Genomic DNA, 16,439 nt, shown 5'->3' on the forward strand with positions numbered 1-16,439 from the left:
ATGAAAAAGCTATTATATATTTTACTGGGCATTGTGTTATTGACGTCCTGCAAGAAATACCTGGACCAGGTGCCGGACGACCGGTTAACCATTGAAGAAACCTTTCGTACCTGGGCTACCGCGCAGAAATTTCTGAACAACGTATACGTCCGCATACCCGATGAATTCGGGCAACGGAACGCCGGTGATTATAACAACCGCGGCTTATGGACCGGTGGCTGCGATGAAGCAGATTATGTGTGGGGATTTGTACAATCCAACAACGTGAACATCGGCAGCTGGGACGCCAAATCCGGTTTTGTGGGCGACTACTGGACCAATTTTTATCGCGGTATCCGTGCAGCCAGCGTATTTATCGATAACGCTGATAAAATAACAGATCTCTCCCCGGATCTTATTACACAATACAAAGCAGAAGCCCGCGCACTGCGCGCCATGTATTATTTTTACCTGATGCGTATATACGGTCCCGTTGTACTCATGGGCGAAAAGCCGGTGGAAGTGGATGCCAGTCTCCAGATGCCCCGCAACTCCTTTGATGAATGCGTGGCCTATGTTATTTCCGAACTGGAAACCGCTGCCGCCAACTTGCCGGTGATACCCAACAACGACCAGGACTACGGCCGTATCAGTAAAGGAATCGCACTGGCCTTCCGCGCCAATGCCCTGATGTATAGCGCCAGCCCGTTGTTCAATGGCAACACCGATATGGCTGCCCTGAAAAATGCAGACGGCAAACAGCTCATCAGCCAGTCGTACGACGCCAATAAATGGAAACTGGCCGCAGACGCCTATAAATCTTTCCTCGACCAGTTTGTACCTTCTACCTATAGTTTATTTAAGAAGAATAATGCAAAGGGAGAATTTGATCCTTATCTTTCCTGCAGGGACGTATTCCTGACCGACTGGAACCCGGAAGTGATCTTTGCCCGTCCTGAAAATTCGCTGAATTCCCGTCAGTATGAAATGACGCCGTTCCACAGCGGCGCGTCTTCCAGCGATGTGCGGGGAAGCGGCGGCTTAGGCGCTACCCAGGATATGGTAGACGCATTTTTTATGAAGAATGGCAGAAGCATCGATGATCCTTTGTCGCAGTATGTAAAAACAGGCTACTCAGATTTCACCGGTCCTAACGAAACGGCGCCCAGCAATATCTATAACCAATGGGTAAACCGCGAGCCCCGTTTTTATGTAAACATCACCTATGATGGAAGTACCTGGCTGAATAAATCTTTCGGAAATATCGTTACCCGGATCTATAATCATGGTAACTCCGGTAAGGCCACAGGTAACAACGATTACAGTCCTACCGGTTATATTGTGCGCAAAGCGCAGGGCCTCGGCAAATGGGATATAGGCGGCCGTACGCTGATGCTCATCCGCCTCGCAGAGATCTATCTCAGCTATGCAGAATGCGTGAATGAAGCCAATCCGGCCAGCCCCGAGGCACTGAAATATGTGAACCTCATCAGGGAAAGAGCTGGTATCCCGCAATACGGATCCGCAGAACTGCCTGCTCCCGCAGGACAGGCGGCTATCCGCGAGGCTATCCGCAAAGAACGCCGTGTGGAACTGGCTTTTGAAAATAATCGTTTCTTTGATGTACGCCGCTGGAAAATAGCAGAACAAACAGAAAACGGTCCTATCTATGGTTTGAACATCGGATCAGATATGCCCGACTTCCTGCAGGTAGTACCTTTTGAAACCCGTGTATTTGAAAGAAAACATTACCTGTTCCCGCTGCCCGCAGATGATGTGGACAACGATAAACAGCTGGTGCAAAACCCGGGCTGGTAAAGATATTCAACATAAACTACCGGAAGCCGGACTATAGTAGCCTGCTTCCGGTTTTAACCCGATCATATGTACAAGATAATCTGTTTACTTTTTGCGGCATTATTGCTGCACAGCAACTGTTCCAAAAGCAATGCGAAAGAAGATCCGGTAATACCCGGGCCAACACCCACAGTATCTTTCACCACCAAAGATGCAGCTACTGCTTACGCCAGCTTTAACCAGTATTTCTACAGCACAGCCGATAAGCTCTATTACAGCAATACCGAAAAGAACGGCATCGGCGCCATCTGGGTCCAGGCCATTTACTGGGACATGGCCATGAACGTATATAAAAGCACAAAGGATCCGGCCGATCTCCAACGTATCACCGACATCTTCCAGGGCGGGTATAACCGCTACGATAAATACAACTGGAACAATACCAAAGAATGGTTTATTTATGATGATATCATGTGGTGGGTTATCTCCCTGGCCCGCGCCAGCCAGGTTACCGGCAACAAAGCATACCTGGATCTCTCCGTCTCAGGGTTCAAAAGGGTATGGGACGGGTCTTACGACCCGGTTAAAGGAGGCATGTTCTGGGACTTTAACCATAGTGGTAAAAACGCCTGCATTAACTTCCCCACAGTGATCGCCGCCATGACCTTATATAAGATCACGGGCGACGCTGCTTATCTGCAAAAAGCAAAAGACGTGTATAACTGGGGAGTAAATAATCTCTACGATCCGGCCATCGGCAGGGTAGCAGATAATGATGTAAACGGCAACAAAGGCTGGTCTGATTATACCTACAACCAGGGCACCTTTATTGGCGCTGCGGTAATGTTGTACAAAGAAACAGGTACCGCTGCTTATCTTGATCAGGCAAAGCTGGCGGCTGCCTACACGCAGAAAACCATGAGCGATGTAAATGGTATTATGCCCGCAGAAGGCGACTGGAATGAGCAAGGCATCTTAAAGGCCATCTTCGGACAATACGTAATGACGCTGATCAACGACGCCGGCCAAACGCAATTCCTGCCCTGGATCCAGAAAAATATCAACGCCGCCTGGGGCAACCGCGACGTTACCCGCGGGTTAACCTACCGTAACTATAAAGTGCCTTGTGTAACCGGCGTGCTGCAATCCTATGAGGCCAGCAGCGCGGTATACATGATGCAGATATGCCCTCCGGCAAATTGATAACATGGCATCGTTTTCATGAGGTAAAACGCTATTTTTGCGCTTCAATTAATATACCTCATGAAAACGATGTTGTTATTTGCATACGACCGCCGCGTGGATACGCTGATCGACAATGAAAAACACCCGCAGTATATTGTGAAACTGAAAGCCGTACAAGCCCGTAAAATCCTTGCTGCCACCTCATTCCGGATAATGGATGATGAATCCGCCGGCTTTTCCTATGCGAAGGTAATGGCCGGTCCCGGTCTTACCAACGTGCAAAATATTGTATCGGTTGGCTTGGGTGGAGCAGCCTGTGGGGTTTCCAGGGTATGCCCGATACCATTATCCTGAAAATGCATGAGGAGGAAGAAACAGAAAGGAAGTGCCTTCTTTTATTTTATCCCCCGGCAGTGATATCCGAAGCAACTCATTCTGCAGGCCCCATATTCAGTATGAAAGATATGGGCAGGTATTATTATCCCATCCTGCCTTCCTTTCTATTGAAGTATACCTTTCCTGCTTATAACAACATACAACGTACTACCGTCCCCGTTACCATCTTTCAGAATACCAGGAGCGGTTGAAGGAGGTATTGGAATAGGCTCATACACCCATCACCGTCACTCCCTTTTTCTTACAATACTTCAGTTCCGCCGGATCTCCATCCGTAATAATCGCATCCACCAATTCCAGTCCTGCAAAATTCAAATAGGAAGTTTTCCCGATTTTCCCCGCATCGCATAAGAGGTAGGTATAACCGCTTTGCGTAGCCAGCGCGGTGGCAATAGCGGCTTCCTTTTCACTGTGTGCAAATAATCCCTGCGCCGAGAGGCCATCTACACCAATAAATGCTTTACCTGCTTTATATCGTTGAATATGCTCTGTGGCCATAGTGCCGTGTATGGCCTGCCGGGCGGCGTCGTATTCACCGCCGATAATATTGAGTGATACCGCGGAGTGTTGCAGTTCAAATATCACCGGGAGAGAGTTGGTGATCACTTTAATCTTTTTGTTTTTTATAAACTGGCATAGGCGGAAAACAGTGCTGCCACAGTCCATGAAAATAATATCGCCGTCGTTGATCTGCGTGGCCGCTTTTCTGCAGATCTTATCTTTCGCTGCCTGGTTGGCGGCTGCTTTGTTCACAAATTCGAAAGGCGAATCCGGCTCACTTACCGGGATGGCCCCGCCGTGGGTGCGGTACAGTAGTCCATCGTCCGATAATTGGTTCAGATCCCGCCGGATGGTGATTTCTGAAATACCCAATGCCCGCGCCAGTTCAGCGGTTTCTACTTCTCCTTTCTCCGTTAACAGCGACAGTATTTTTTGTTTTCTTAGCTGGAAATTCATTTTAAATAATTAACTTGATCAAAAATAATCAAAAACGATCATAAACGATCAATTAATATGAAAACAGTCAATATTCTGGAAACGGCCATTCTGTCGGACAACTGGTACACACTGAAGAAAATTACGTATGAAATGAAGGGCAGCGATGGAGTAGTGGTAAAGCAGGAGCGCGAGGCATACGATCGTGGCAACGGAGCTACTATTTTGCTGTATAATAAAGAATATGGCACCGTAGTGTTAACCCGGCAGTTCCGCATGCCTACCTATATTAATGGCAATGAAACCGGTTTGCTGATAGAATGCTGCGCCGGTTTACTGGATGAAGATAATGCGGAAGAATGTATCCGCCGGGAAACGATGGAAGAAACCGGCTACGAGGTAACCGATGTGGAAAAAGTGTTTGAAGCGTATATGTCGCCCGGCTCTGTTACCGAAATCCTGTATTTCTTTGTGGCAGCATACTCCAGAGAGCTGAAAGTACATGATGGCGGCGGACTGGAAGCCGAACAGGAAAATATAGAAGTACTGGAACTCCCGTTTGTACAGGCAATGGATATGATCCGCACCGGGGAAATCAAAGACGGAAAAACAATTATGCTGCTGCAATATGCGGCGCTTCATCACCTGTGCGGCTAAACGAAACTGCACGGGCTTATCCGGCTAACACGGCATTGCGCTCATCGCCGGTTATGGAGAAGAACAGGTGGGAGTATTGATAAAGGCCATGCGGTAAATAAGCGCGTTAGCGTTTAGTCCGCTGCGGACTAAACACTAATTATGCGTATCTTTATAAACACTTAATTTGTTACCACATGAACATGGAAAGTTATCTCCCGTCAGCGATCCTTTCTCCTTACGTCAGCGCTTATCTGATCATCGAAAGCAAAGACGGTATGGAGAACCGCGTAATGCCGGATACTGCTGTGGTGATGTCTTTCAGGTTTGGCGGCAAAGTGATGGCCGGAGACGCGGGTGAAGCAACCGAGCTGCCGGCAACAGCGCTGGCAGGTTTGCGCAGAACTTCCCGCCTGTTACATTATGCGCCCGGCGCCGGCAATGTATTGGTGAAATTCAGGGAAGGTGGTGCTGCGGCCTTTTTCAAAACACCCCTGCATGAACTTTTTGATACGCATGAATCGCTTGATCAACTGGTACAGCACCATAAAGTAAGGGAAGTGGAAGAACAGTTGTGCGAGGCAAAAAACAACCTGCAACGGATTGCTGTGGTGGAACAGTTTCTTATCGCCGCACTCAGCAGCCGGCAACCGGATTTACTCATCCGTAACGCCGTACAGCAAATTAAAACCGCCGCCGGCGATGTAAAGATCAAATCACTGGCCGCAGACCTGTATATCAGTCAGGATGCCTTCGAAAAACGTTTCAGGCGCAGCGTGGGAACTACTCCCAAACAGTTCTCCGCCATCGTAAGATTACGGCACCTGCTCGATCATTTCCCGGAAGCTGATAGTCTTACGGAAGCAGCTTATGACGCCGGCTATTACGACCAGGCACATTTTATAAAGGATTTCCGTGCCTTCACCGGGCAAACACCACAGGCATTTTTTCAGCAGGCCACCTGGTGGTAGCATCATACCGCCACCGGTTCTTCCTTCTTTTTCATCAATGCCTCAAATCCGCCCTGGTAGGCTTCTCCCCATTTATCCATCGCATCCACTACGGGCAATAACGACGCGCCAAAATCAGTAAGATAGTATTCTGCTGTCGGTGGCAGCTCATGATAAATAACACGTTTGATGATCCCGTGAAATTCCAGTTCCCTTAGCTGCAAATCCAGCACGCGCCGGCTGGCAGCAGGCATGGCCTTTTGCAGTTCACCGGGCCTTCTTACCCCGCCCGATCTTTCACACTAATTTCAAAGGGCTGGCTATAAAATCAATAGCCGGCCCTTCCTGAAATCCCCCTGTCTCAAAAAAAATATTTTAAAATGAGCAATTGCTCACTTATCTTTGTACTGCATGAGATACAGAGACGAAAATAAAATACAGGCCATCCGCGAGTGCGCCATTGAAATGGTGGCTAACGATGGACTCGAAAATTTTGGTATCAACCGGCTGGCAAAGGCAGCGGGTGTATCTCCGGCTACTATTTATATTTATTATAAAGATAAAGAAGACCTGCTGACCAGCATTAGCATTGAAGAAGGAATAAAAATGACGCAGGCCACCCTGAAAGACTTTGACCCGAAAATGAGTTTTAAGGAAGGGCTATGGGTACAGTGGAAAAACAGGGCCGCTTTTGCACTGGATAACCACCTATCCGCCAACTTCTTTGAACAGCTGCGTAACTCTACCTATAAAGACAAAATGCTGGAAACCATCACGCATGAATTCCGCAGGGCAATGGGTGACTACGTGCATAATGCGGTAACACGGGGAGAGATCAACGAAATGCCCCTGGAAGTATACTGGTCCGTTGCCTTTGCGCCATTGTACTCGCTGATAAAATTTCATAACGAAGGACAAAGCCTCGGCGGCCGTAAGTTTAAGTTCTCAGAGAAGATCATGAAAGAAACATTCGACTGTGTGGTAAAAGGATTGATGAAATAGCTCTTTTTTTTGTCAAATTAATAAATGAACGCTCGCTCACAAAACAATATAGTTATGCAACACGTTCTTATTTTCAAAACAAACATTGCTACTGCGCAAGCCCGCTCCCAGGTAGCCCCGTTACTGGATCAGCAGCCCTTTATTGAAAAGTGGACAGTAGACATGGAAGACATAGATTGCGTACTGAGAGTGGTAGCCGCAGAACCGGTACCGGATCGCATCATCGCATTGATCAACGCCAGCGAGTACGAATGTGCAGAGCTGGAAGATTAACAAATACATAAGCTGAAAATCTCCCTGAATGAAACAAACATCACCCGCATTTTCCGGTAACCAGAAAATGATAGTAGCCCTGTTGGCACTCACACAATTCACGGTCATCCTCGATTTTATGGTGATGTCGCCGCTCGGCGATATGCTCATGAAATCGATGAGCATAAAACCAAACCAGTTCGGACTCATCGTATCGGCCTACGCTTTCAGCGCCGGTATCTCCGGGCTGCTCACCGCCGGCTTTGCCGATCGCTTCGACCGTAAAAAACTCCTGGTATTTTTTTACGCCGGCTTTATCCTCGGCACACTTTGCTGCGGACTGGCCAACACCTATTACACGATGGTCGCCGCCCGCATTATCACCGGTTTATTCGGCGGTGTAATCGGATCTATTTCGCTGGCCATCGTTACCGATCTTTTTGATATTTCACAACGCGGCCGCGTAATGGGATTTGTACAAATGGCATTCGGCGCCAGCCAGGTACTCGGTATTCCTATCGGGCTATACCTCGCCAATGCCTGGGGATGGGAAGCCCCCTTCTTCCTCGTGGCCGGCGTAGCCGCTATTGTAATGCTGCTGATCATCCTTCAGCTGCAACCGGTTATTGCACACCTGGCCGTACAACGCGATAAAAGCGCGTTCACACACCTGTGGCACACCGTAAGGAACCGCGACTACCGCATCGGTTTCAGCGCAACCGCACTGATGTCTGTAGGCGGATTTATGATGATGCCTTTCGGTAGTGCATTCGCCGTAAATAACCTGCACGTTACACACGAGCAATTGCCTTTATTGTTCATGGTTACCGGCGTAGGCTCCCTGTTCATTATGCCGGTGCTGGGAAAGTTAAGTGATAAAAGAGACAGGTTCACCCTCTTCTCCATTGCTTCCATCTATGCGTTGGTGATCATCATTATTTATACGCACTTAACACCGCAACCACTCTGGATCATTATGTGCCTGAACGTATTGATGATGGCAGGTATTATGGGCCGCATGATCCCCTTCACCGCTTTAACCACCGGTATCCCCGACCTGTCGGACCGTGGCGCATTTATGAGCGTGAACTCCTCCCTGCAACAAATTGCCGGCGGAATAGCAGCGGTGATTGCAGGCATGATCGTAGCACAGAAAGATAAATTCAGCCCGCTGGAACATTACGATACACTCGGATGGGTAATTGTAGGGTTAACGCTTCCCTGTATTTACCTGGTACACCGCGTAAGCCTGATCGTAAAAAGAAAACTTGCCAAAGGCGCCGTGGTGAATACTACGGAAGTAGTAGCGGAGGCGTAAAAAATTTAGTAAGATAAAGGTACTTTCATCACCCGTTTAGGGTTGATTCCGAGAAACTTTTATCTTAGATTTGAACTATGAAACAGATCTCCATTCTCGTCCCCAAAGGCGCTGTTGCGCTCAGCTGTATTGAAGGCCCGTTTGTACTGTTTACCAAAGCCAACGATTTCCTGGAAAGCGTTGGTAAGGACCCGCTGTTTAACGTAAAGCTGGTAGGGCTCTCCAAAGACGCACATGAATACGACCGGTTCTTTAAAGTAACCCCGGACGTAATGATCACAGAAAAACACAAAGCAGACCTGATCATCATTCCCGCAGTAAACGGGGAGCGTGAAATGGTAATAGAACAGAATAAAGATTTCTATCCGTGGATTGTACAGCAGCACCAGGGAGGGTCAGAAGTGGCAAGCCTTTGTGTAGGGGCCTTTTTACTGGCGTCCACGGGCCTGCTCAAAGGAAAACGTTGCTCCACGCACTGGCTGGCAGCCAATGAATTCAGGAACATGTTCCCCGATGTGGAACTGGTATCTGAAAAGATCATTACAGATGAAAAAGGTATTTATTCCAGCGGTGGCGCCAACTCCTTCTGGAACCTGCTCATTTACCTGATAGAGAAATACACCGACCGCGATATGGCCATCCTGGCATCCAAGTATTTTGAAATTGAAATAGACCGCACCAACCAGGCAACTTTCACCATCTTCAAAGGTCAGCGTGAACATCAGGATGAATCAGTAAAACAGGCGCAGGAATTTATTGAACAGAACTGGCAGGAAAAGATCACGGTAGAACAGCTGTCATCCATGTTTGCCGTAGGGCGCAGAAGCCTGGAAAGAAGATTTAAAAAAGCAACCAGCAATACTGTTTCGGAATATATTCAACGGGTTAAAGTAGAAGTAGCCAAAAAAAGCTTTGAAAGCAGCCGTAAAAATATCAATGAAATTATGTGGGAAGTTGGGTATTCGGATACAAAGGCATTCAGAACCATCTTTAAGAAAACCACCGGCTTGTCACCGCTGGAATATAGGAACAAATACAATAAAGGAGCAACCGCTGTTAAATAAATCCTTTATTTTTCTGTACTTGTGGAATTGGAAAAGATCTTATGCCATCGCCCTTCCAATACCCCTTTCAGCATGGTGCACAGTTCCTGGAAAGTATTGGGCTTGGTAAGGAATAATTTTGCACCCAGCCGCATAGCATCTTCCATGTCTTCTTTCATATCAGAAGTGCTCAGGATCACAATATTTGTTAACTGATGCTGCAGGATCTTCTTCAGCTCTATCAGGCATTCCCGCCCATTCATCAGCGGCATGTTGAAATCAAGGAAAATGTAATCGGGGGCAGGAATTTTATTTTCCTGGAACATAGCTATCGCCTGTATTCCGCTATCACATACATGCGTTTCTATAACCGGGGAAATATTATTGATGGCTTCCTGGAAAAAAATTCTGTCATCCGCATCGTCATCAATAATCATTATTTGTTGTGGTCTTGTCATGGCTAAAATTTTAAGCATTTAGGTCTTCACATTCGTTTGTGATCTTCGGCGGGAAATATGAAGATAAACAAAAATGCGTCTGCATTCAAATTAAAGATTTTATAATACATATGGCCGAGCTCCTTTAATTGTTACACCGGTGGGCGCAAATATTGTAAAGAGGATAGTATCACCCTGAAACACATCCCCATGAAAAATAGTTGTTGTCACTCGTATTGTGGTCCTCCATTTTGCACCACGGCAGAGGTAAAAGGCCAGCCGAAATGTTTAACTTGCATGGCATGAAAATATTCCAGCAGGCATTACAGCTACCGCAAAGAAGAAGAGGGTTTCATATTATCACCACAGAAATCATACAGGCATTTCCGCAACTCTCCGAAATAAAAACGGGGATGCTGCAGGTATTTATCCAGCATACTTCCGCATCACTTACGCTGAATGAAAACGCAGATCCCACCGTGCGGAAAGATTTTGAAATGTATTTTAATAAAACAGTTCCCGAAAATGATCCGGAATACCTGCACAATGATGAAGGGTCCGACGATATGCCCGCCCACCTGAAAGCGGCGCTGTTAGGCAGTTCCGTTATGATCCCCATCCGCAACGGACGCTTCGCATTAGGTATCTGGCAGGGCGTGTACCTCTGCGAACACCGCAACTATGGCGGTCCGCGGAACCTGCTGATTACCGCATGGGGCGAATAACAGTCAGCTCAACGCATCATGAAAAATAACACCCAGCGTATGCCGGCTGCCGTTATGCACCGGGCTTACGCCATGCTTCATGTTCACACGATAATACCCCTTGCTGCCTTTTACGGGCCGGAAATTGGTGGTAAATATCAGCATATCGCCCCGCTGTGGCCGCAGCACATTGGCCTTGGACTGTGCCCGGGGAATCTGTTCTGTTAATACAAACTCGCCCCCTGTATAATCTTCTTCCGGCTCATTCAGGAATACCACCAGCTGCATCGGGAAATAAATATCGCCGTACAGGTCCTGGTGCAACGTGTTAAAACCATCCTGGCCGTATTTGAGGATCAGGATGGTAGGTTTTGTTTGTCCGTTGGCGTGGCAATGTTCTTTTAACGCTGCATGTGTAGCAGGGTACCGCTGCGCAATATTTAGCACTTCCATCCATTTGTTGGCTACCGGCGCAATAAACGGGTACACCGTTTCGCGGATAGTGGTGATCAGCTCCGGCAGTGGATACTGAAAGTATTTATATTCTCCTTTCCCAAAGCGGTAACGCTCCATCACAATCGTTTTACGATAGGTGTCATCTGCCTGGTAGGCATTGACCAGCGAATTACATTCTTCTTTGTCCAGCACGCCTTTCAGCAAGGTATAGCCATGATCGTTCAACTGTGTGGCGGCATGTTGCCAGTCGTGCGCCAGTAACCGCTTTTTAATATCTTTCATCTGGTATTTTTATATGGAGATACAAAAGTAGCTGCACGGGCCACCACAGAAAACCCGGTTCTTGCGATTGGTATTATTCAACGGAATAATAGTATTTCTCAGGATTTATTCATGCGGATATTATGATCACCGGCCATCCGCAAAGTATCTTACCCGGTGGAGGAAACAATATCGGGCATCCGGAACAGTCCCATCCCGGATTTTTATGCCCATTTTTTTGCGGGGAGCGATAAAGAGTAGTAGGTATCAGGGCTACCTGGCAATTGAAACCGGCGGAGTAGCGTCCGCCATTTTTACCAGGTCTTTCAATATCGTATATAGTTGTTCAATATTTACCGGCTTGCTTAGAAATCCATCTGCGCCGGAAGCAATAACTTCTTCCTTTACTTCACTATAAGCATTGCCGGATACCAGTATAAAGGGGATCTGCCGTAACTGGCGGTCGGCCCTGAACAGCGCCAACATTTCCACACCGCTGGTATAGGGCATGATCATGTCCATTAATATCGCATCCGGTTGATGCAGCCGCGCTTTGGTGAGTCCCTGCGGACCGGAGTCGGCCAGGATCACTTCTATGCCCATGCGTTTCAGCGCCAGTGAAAATGCGAGGTGGTTCAGGTGGTCGTCGTCTACTACCAGTACTTTCAATCCGTTTAATATGGAATAGTTGATAATATGATTTGTAGCAGAAGGGGGAGTCGTAATTTCCACCGGCATCCGCAGGGTGAAGATGCTGCCGCCGCCATCCGGATTATCTGCTACAGAGAGATCGCCTCCCATCATGCGGGCCATATGCAGGGCAATGGGCAGTCCAAGCCCGCTGGATTCTGTGTGTTGCCCCGGTTCACTCACATAGGGATCAAAGATGTGTTCCTTCCGGTCGGTGGAAATGCCCGCCCCCTGATCGGTTACGGAAACCACCAGCTGGTTGTTTTTCATGCCGGCCCTCACGGTAATAATCGACCGGAACGTGGTAAACTTAATGGCGTTGCTGAGGAGGTTTACGATAATGGTGCGAAGCTTGGATTTGTCTGCCAGGATATATTCAGGCAGGTTGTCGTTCAGCGAAATATGAATATGTACAGATCTTCTTTTGGCGAGATATTCATAGGTGTCGCATAAATGCTGCACCCAGTCGCTGAAGTGGAACGGCGAATGGCAGATTTCATCTTTCCCCGCCTCAATTTTCGACCACCCCAATGCGTTGCTCATCACCAGCTGCATATCCTGGCAGGCAAAATGTACTGCTTCCAGGTGGGCAATACCTACCTGTACCGTCTTTTTTCCCTGGTCGGCTGTTTCAATATAATTTTGCAGGATGCTGTTCACCACATTTAATGGCGATCTTATTTCGTGCGTGGTTTCACGCACATAGATGCGCATGGCCTGGTTGGCTTTGTCCAGCTGGGTTACCAGTGATTTCAGTTGCTTATTCTGAAACCTGCTTTCCTTTGCAAAATAATACAGGGCCGTTCCGTTCAGGAAAGTAGCTGCAATGATCACCAGCCAGTGTAAGTATAATTCGGTTTCCTTACTAAGGGGAAGTGGAGCAATCACCGGGTACCTGAAATTAAGGATAACCAGTATCATTACCACCGCGGAGGTAACAAGCGCCAGCACATGCGACAGCGGCTTTTCAAATACCAGGAATACACAAAAAGCAAGGAAGGGGGCAAACAGGTAGATCTGGGAAGCAGGTCCCAGCAACATGCCAAAAAACCAGATAGAAATACTGTGTAATAAGAACATTAGCTGTTTCCCATAAACCGGTTTACTGTACCGCGTAATCAGCAGCGTGGAAAGAAAGAGGGCGCTTTCCAGCATGGCCGGGTAAAAAATAATTCCGTAGCCGGTCATATAATATAGCAGGCATCCAAGCGTAAATGCCAGCAGGCTGGCGCTTATAGCCAGGGAATTGACAATCTTTATAATCCGTTCCTTTGTTTCGTTTGCCTCCGTATTACTATTACTGCTGTTCATCCTGGTAAGGGTACTGTTGTTTTTCATAAAATCCAGGTTTTCATGTTAAGGGGTTGCAGGTTTTTCTTTCCTGACGCATTCAAGGTAGAAGAATGTAGATTATCAAGTGTAAATTCTTTGTAAACAACATTCTTGTTTTAGCAGAGGTTTAAAGTTACCCGGTGAAGATTTGAACAATTAACGCACATTTTTTTGTCAGTTATAAACACTACTTTCATATTTAAATTATCATGTACATGAATGTCCGTTTGTTTTACCTGGTCATCTGGCTGTTTATCATACCCGTGGCGGGGAAAGGCGCCATCGTTATTGAAGGGCAGCTAAAGGCAAATCCGCACAGCCTTGTCACCCTGTACGGCTATGCCGATTATATCAGTAAAGCACCGGTGGAAATACTAAAGGTACATACAAATGGCGCCGGCAGTTTCCGGGTAACCGTAGCGGATTCCTGCGGACCATTGATAAAACTGCTCGTGGAAAACAGGTCGCTGTCTTTTTTTGTACTGCCGGGCGGCGCCTATACCATCCAGGATACTACCGGACAGCTCGCGGTAACCGATGCTGCCGGCGTTCCCGTGAACCGGCTCCTGCATAACCTGGAACAGGATCTCGGGAAAAACTGGTATCCCTTATTCGTGGATACTACCGGCAGTTTCCGGCTCACCATGCCGGCAGATACTATTTTTCAGCACTTCCGTGAAATAGTATTAAAATATACCGGAGATACCACATCAGCAGCTTACCCGCTGCTACGCTATGATGCGGCGATCTATTACCTGGCATTTGTGCAACAGCTGCCGGATACCATTGGCTTGATGGATCATTTTGAGAATGATTATTTCAATAACGCACCCATCGCGGAAAGAAATCCATTCTATATGGAGCTGCTGGGAAATGACAGGATGGTAAGAATACTTTATCTGGCCCACCAGCGGTACAAAGATCCCCCCAATCACCTCATTGATAAGGTGACCCACGAAGCTGCTTACTTTAAATCGCCGCAGCTGGAACAGCTGGCACTGGTAGCAGGCTGCAACCAGGCATACCGGATCAGCCGAGAGCCGGAGCTGAAAGATGAACTGTCCCGCCGTATCCGCGCCACCATCCCGGATAGCCTCCCCGACTTCCGCATCCGGAACATGCTCTCCCGTGTTATCTCGGAAAATACCCGCGCCCGCGTCGGGAATAAATTTCCGTTGCTGACACTGAAAAATGAAAAGAATGAAACCGTGAATTTTGCAGATATCAAATCCGATCTTATCCTGGTCGACTTCTGGGCCACCTGGTGCTGGGGCTGCGTGGAAGGAATGAAAAACTTTCCCGGCTGGATCAGTCAATGCAACGGCAAACTAACCATTGTTGCTGTTTCTGTTGACGACAACCTTCAGAAAATGAAAGCATTCCTGGATAAACGCGAAAAGGTTCCCGGGGTATTGTCGCTGTACAATGGCCGCACCGGAGGCTATCCCGATAAATTGCAGCTTGCCGGCTACCCCACCTATATCCTTCTTAATAAAAACCGCGAAATAATTGCCATGCCCGGCTATACCTCTTCTGTGGCGGAGCAGCTGAAAGCCGCATTGAATACACCTTCCCACAAATAAAACTCCCGGTAAAAATCAACATAAAATAAAACCCCAGAAAAATAAAATCAGTTAAATCAGCATAATCAGTTTAATCCTGAGAAAGACAACCTCCGCTCGCAATCCGGAAAAATAAATCCCCCGAAAAATTCCCGATATCGAAAATGCTTTGAGAGATATGCGCCTACCTTTGGGCTCACGGTGGATGGCGGAAAGATTAAAGTAGATTATTGATATCGCTTTTTATGCAGAAAAATATGAATGCAAATTCAAGGAAAACGGCCGGGAAAAAAACAAACTCCCGGTCGCTGTTTTACCGCATCTCCGCCTGGCTGCATTTGTGGCTGGGCATTGCTTCCGGTATCATAGTAGTGATCGTGTGTGTAACGGGGTGCATCTACGTATTCAATGAGGAAATAACCGGCTGGATGGAACCGGAAACAAATGTTCCGGTACAGTCGCAGCCACTCATCACTCCCTCAAAGATCCTGGAAGTAGCAGCGAAAGAATATCCCGGCAAATCTGTAGGATATGTACTTTATAAAGAAGGCAAAGCAGTGGAAGCCAACATCGGCGCGAGGAGAGGAGGTTCCACGTTGAAGCTGAACCCCTACACCGGCGCAGTAATCAATAAAGTGGACCGTAAAGAAGGAGAACTGAATTTCTTCAGATGGGTGCTCAACGGGCACCGCTTCCTCTGGCTGCCGTTTAAGATCGGCCGCCCTATTGTGAACTACAGCACCCTGATCTGCGTAATCACCCTCATCAGCGGCCTGGTATTATGGTGGCCGAAAAGATGGAATAAAAGTACCCGCAACCAAAGCTTTAAAATAAAGTGGGGCGCCAGCTTCAAACGGGTCAACTACGATCTGCACAACGTACTTGGATTTTACGCGCTGCTGGTGCTTTTTGCTATAGGCGTTACCGGTATAGTATACGGCCTCGAATGGTGGAGTAAAAGCCTCTACTGGGCTACTTCCGGTGGAAAAACACTCCCGGAATTCAGGGAGCTGAAATCCGACTCCCTGCAGGCCGGCAAGAAACATTATGATAACCTCGGTCAGAAAATGGACATCGCCTGGAAAACAGCAGTGGGTAAACATCCGGGGGCATCCGGTTTTTACATGGCCTTCCCGGATACTTCCAGAGCCACAGCTTCCATTACCGTTATTGTATATCCTGAAAAAGGACAGTACTATAACAACCAGCGGTACACATTTGATCAGCATACTTTGGAACCGCTTACCGGTAATAAATTATATGAACAGCGCTTCGAAGAAGCTGAATTCGGAGCTAAACTCAGACGCATGAACTACGATATTCACGTAGGCAGCATCCTGGGTTTGCCCGGCAAGTTCATGGCATTCTTCGCCAGCCTGATCGGCGCTACATTGCCCGTTACCGGGTTTATCATCTGGTGGGGTAAAGGCCGGAAAAAGAAAGCGCCGGCGCCGGTGAAAAAGAAGGCGCAAACAACGGCGGCATAAAACAAATGGATCAGTG

17 protein-coding genes and 1 pseudogene are annotated in these 16,439 nt (G+C 47.6%); 13 read left to right on the forward strand and 5 right to left on the reverse strand.

Annotated elements, in window-relative coordinates:
- From ACMXI2_RS06005 to ACMXI2_RS06020, 4 genes are all read left to right on the forward strand, one after another.
- Window positions 1-1,797: a RagB/SusD family nutrient uptake outer membrane protein gene (locus ACMXI2_RS06005; protein ID WP_483780791.1), complete on the forward strand. Its 1,797-nt coding sequence runs from the start codon at window positions 1-3 to the stop codon at window positions 1,795-1,797.
- Window positions 1,798-1,863: 66 nt separating this feature from the next.
- Complete coding sequence (locus ACMXI2_RS06010) at window positions 1,864-2,979, forward strand: glycoside hydrolase family 76 protein (protein ID WP_483780792.1); 1,116 nt, start codon at window positions 1,864-1,866, stop codon at window positions 2,977-2,979.
- Window positions 2,980-3,039: 60 nt separating this feature from the next.
- A complete protein-coding gene (locus tag ACMXI2_RS06015) occupies window positions 3,040-3,315 on the forward strand; it encodes a hypothetical protein (RefSeq protein ID WP_483780793.1) in 276 nt (91 codons plus the stop codon).
- A gap of 59 nt (window positions 3,316-3,374) precedes the next feature.
- Window positions 3,375-3,548, forward strand: coding sequence for a hypothetical protein (locus ACMXI2_RS06020; protein ID WP_483780794.1), 174 nt, complete (start codon window positions 3,375-3,377; stop codon window positions 3,546-3,548).
- Between the two features lie 19 nt (window positions 3,549-3,567).
- Here the strand turns inward: ACMXI2_RS06020 and ACMXI2_RS06025 are convergent, their stop codons facing one another.
- Window positions 3,568-4,314 (reverse strand): DeoR/GlpR family DNA-binding transcription regulator, encoded by a 747-nt coding sequence (locus tag ACMXI2_RS06025; protein WP_483780795.1) that lies wholly within the window; start codon window positions 4,312-4,314, stop codon window positions 3,568-3,570.
- Window positions 4,315-4,371: 57 nt separating this feature from the next.
- On the opposite strand from ACMXI2_RS06025, the gene nudK reads away from it, so the two are divergent.
- The gene (gene nudK, locus ACMXI2_RS06030) at window positions 4,372-4,950 is read left to right on the forward strand and encodes a GDP-mannose pyrophosphatase NudK (RefSeq protein WP_483780796.1); all 579 of its coding nucleotides are present in this window, start codon (window positions 4,372-4,374) and stop codon (window positions 4,948-4,950) included.
- Between the two features lie 176 nt (window positions 4,951-5,126).
- Window positions 5,127-5,900, forward strand: coding sequence for a helix-turn-helix domain-containing protein (locus ACMXI2_RS06035; RefSeq protein ID WP_483780797.1), 774 nt, complete (start codon window positions 5,127-5,129; stop codon window positions 5,898-5,900).
- Window positions 5,901-5,902: 2 nt separating this feature from the next.
- On the opposite strand, the pseudogene ACMXI2_RS06040 reads toward ACMXI2_RS06035, so the two are convergent.
- Window positions 5,903-6,157 (reverse strand): annotated as a pseudogene (locus ACMXI2_RS06040) (winged helix-turn-helix transcriptional regulator); the annotation flags it as partial.
- Between the two features lie 133 nt (window positions 6,158-6,290).
- Between ACMXI2_RS06040 and ACMXI2_RS06045 the strand changes: the two are divergent.
- From ACMXI2_RS06045 to ACMXI2_RS06060, 4 genes are all read left to right on the forward strand, one after another.
- Entirely contained in the window at window positions 6,291-6,881 is a 591-nt protein-coding gene (locus tag ACMXI2_RS06045) for a TetR/AcrR family transcriptional regulator (RefSeq protein ID WP_483780798.1), read from the forward strand.
- Window positions 6,882-6,935: 54 nt separating this feature from the next.
- The gene (locus tag ACMXI2_RS06050) at window positions 6,936-7,154 is read left to right on the forward strand and encodes a hypothetical protein (protein WP_483780799.1); all 219 of its coding nucleotides are present in this window, start codon (window positions 6,936-6,938) and stop codon (window positions 7,152-7,154) included.
- Between the two features lie 28 nt (window positions 7,155-7,182).
- The gene (locus ACMXI2_RS06055) at window positions 7,183-8,451 is read left to right on the forward strand and encodes an MFS transporter (RefSeq protein WP_483780800.1); all 1,269 of its coding nucleotides are present in this window, start codon (window positions 7,183-7,185) and stop codon (window positions 8,449-8,451) included.
- 77 nt (window positions 8,452-8,528) lie between these two features.
- Window positions 8,529-9,515 carry a GlxA family transcriptional regulator gene (locus ACMXI2_RS06060; RefSeq protein ID WP_483780801.1) on the forward strand — a complete coding sequence of 329 codons (987 nt, stop codon included), beginning with the start codon at window positions 8,529-8,531 and terminating at the stop codon, window positions 9,513-9,515.
- A 5-nt stretch (window positions 9,516-9,520) separates the two neighbouring features.
- On the opposite strand, the gene ACMXI2_RS06065 is transcribed toward ACMXI2_RS06060, so the two are convergent.
- Window positions 9,521-9,952 (reverse strand): response regulator, encoded by a 432-nt coding sequence (locus ACMXI2_RS06065; RefSeq protein ID WP_483780802.1) that lies wholly within the window; start codon window positions 9,950-9,952, stop codon window positions 9,521-9,523.
- Between the two features lie 281 nt (window positions 9,953-10,233).
- Here ACMXI2_RS06065 and ACMXI2_RS06070 point away from each other — a divergent pair, with 281 nt between their 5' ends.
- The gene (locus ACMXI2_RS06070) at window positions 10,234-10,656 is read left to right on the forward strand and encodes a secondary thiamine-phosphate synthase enzyme YjbQ (protein ID WP_483780803.1); all 423 of its coding nucleotides are present in this window, start codon (window positions 10,234-10,236) and stop codon (window positions 10,654-10,656) included.
- A 3-nt stretch (window positions 10,657-10,659) separates the two neighbouring features.
- On the opposite strand, the gene ACMXI2_RS06075 is transcribed toward ACMXI2_RS06070, so the two are convergent.
- Window positions 10,660-11,373: a 2OG-Fe(II) oxygenase gene (locus ACMXI2_RS06075; protein WP_483780804.1), complete on the reverse strand. Its 714-nt coding sequence runs from the start codon at window positions 11,371-11,373 to the stop codon at window positions 10,660-10,662.
- A 252-nt stretch (window positions 11,374-11,625) separates the two neighbouring features.
- On the reverse strand, window positions 11,626-13,380 hold the full coding sequence (locus ACMXI2_RS06080; RefSeq protein ID WP_483780805.1) for an ATP-binding response regulator: 1,755 nt from the start codon (window positions 13,378-13,380) through the stop codon (window positions 11,626-11,628).
- A 209-nt stretch (window positions 13,381-13,589) separates the two neighbouring features.
- Here ACMXI2_RS06080 and ACMXI2_RS06085 point away from each other — a divergent pair, with 209 nt between their 5' ends.
- On the forward strand, window positions 13,590-14,957 hold the full coding sequence (locus tag ACMXI2_RS06085; protein WP_483780806.1) for a TlpA family protein disulfide reductase: 1,368 nt from the start codon (window positions 13,590-13,592) through the stop codon (window positions 14,955-14,957).
- Window positions 14,958-15,193: 236 nt separating this feature from the next.
- Complete coding sequence (locus tag ACMXI2_RS06090) at window positions 15,194-16,423, forward strand: PepSY-associated TM helix domain-containing protein (protein WP_483780807.1); 1,230 nt, start codon at window positions 15,194-15,196, stop codon at window positions 16,421-16,423.
- Window positions 16,424-16,439: the final 16 nt, after the last annotated feature.

The sequence above is a fragment of the Chitinophaga sp. G7 BAM 1005 genome, assembly GCF_057126945.1.